Genomic DNA, 1391 nt, shown 5'->3' on the forward strand with positions numbered 1-1391 from the left:
GTCGGGGTGTGGCAGGGGCTGCCCGGTCACACGGCGGCGCTCGTCGCGGTACCGGTGGCCGCCGTGCTGTTCATCGGCGCGACCACCGGACTCGCCGCGTGGCGGGCGGGCCGGGTGCCGCCGGTGCCGGTGCCGCTGCCCGCCGCGCCGCTGGGCGGGCGGGCAGCGGGCCGGCCCGCCGCGCCGGAGGACCGGCGACCGGGCGCGGCGCGCCGGTTCCTCGGGGCGGTCCGGGGCGGGCCGTCCGACGGCCGGCTGTCCGGGGTGGCGCGGCGGGCGCTGGCCGGGCGGGTGCTCGGGGTGCGGCTGCCGCCCGCGCTGGTGCTCGGCTGGCACCAGGCGTTCGCCCGGCGCCCGCGGTCGCTGGGCACGACGGCACGGCTCGCCCTGCCGCTGCTGCTGATCGTGGTCGCGATGAGCGCGTGGACCACCATCGACCGGTTCCACCGCAGCCCGGAACGGATCGGGCTGCCCACCGCGCTCACCGTCCGCGCGGACGCGGGCCTTAACGACCGGGACGCCCGTGCCCTGCTGGAACGCGATCCGGAGGTCGCCGCCGCCTATCCGGGCGTGGAGGTGGCCGCCCTGGTGCCGGGTCAGACCGCGACGATCGCCCTGCGGGGCCTCGGCACCCGCGCCGAGCCCTATCCGTACGCCCTGGCCGAGGGCCGCGCCGCGCGCGGGCCCGACGAGGCCGTGGCCGGGCAGGGGCTGCTCGATCTGCTGGACGTACGGGTCGGCGACTGGGTGCGGATGACCGTCGGGGACCACCCGCAGATCCTGCACATCGTGGGCCGCAGCATCGAACCGGAGAACGCCGGCCGGGTCGTCTCCACGTCCCTCGACACCCTCCGCGAGAACGATCCCGGCCTGCGCCCGAGCCTCTACCAGCTGCGCCTGGACCCCGGCGCCGACCCGCACGAGGTCGCCGACCGCCTCACCGCGGCCGGGCCGGGCCGGCTGGACGTGCACACGGTGACGAACCCCGCCGACGGGCTCTCCGCGCTGCGCGGAGTGGTCCTGGGCCTGATCGCCGTGCTCGCCCTGATCGGGCTGGTCGAGCTGCTGACCGCGATCGGCGGCGCCGTCCGCGAGGGTGAGCGCGATCTGCTGGCGCTCAAGGCGATCGGACTGTCACCGCGCCAGATCACCGCGATCACGGTGACCGCCACCGGCTGCACCGCCCTCGCCGCCGTCCTCCTCGGCACGGCCCTGGGGCTGCCGCTCGCGCACTGGCTGATCGACGCCCAGGGCAGGTCGAGCGGCATCGGCGCCGGCATCGCCCAGTCGCCCTCGGCCGGGTTGCTGGTGCTGTTCGGGGTGGCCGCCGTGCTGGGTGCGGCGGGGCTCGCCGCCCTGCCGGCGGCCCGGGCGGCGCGCCGCCGGCTCGC

At 78.3% G+C, this 1391-nt stretch carries 1 protein-coding gene; it reads left to right on the forward strand.

The window, feature by feature from the left end:
* Positions 1-1391 (forward strand): ABC transporter permease (locus CCN42_RS40040; protein WP_143662236.1); only part of this gene is annotated, 1391 nt, incomplete at both ends.

The sequence above is a fragment of the Streptomyces glaucescens genome (assembly GCF_002154375.1).
GTDB classification, from domain to species: domain Bacteria; phylum Actinomycetota; class Actinomycetes; order Streptomycetales; family Streptomycetaceae; genus Streptomyces; species Streptomyces glaucescens.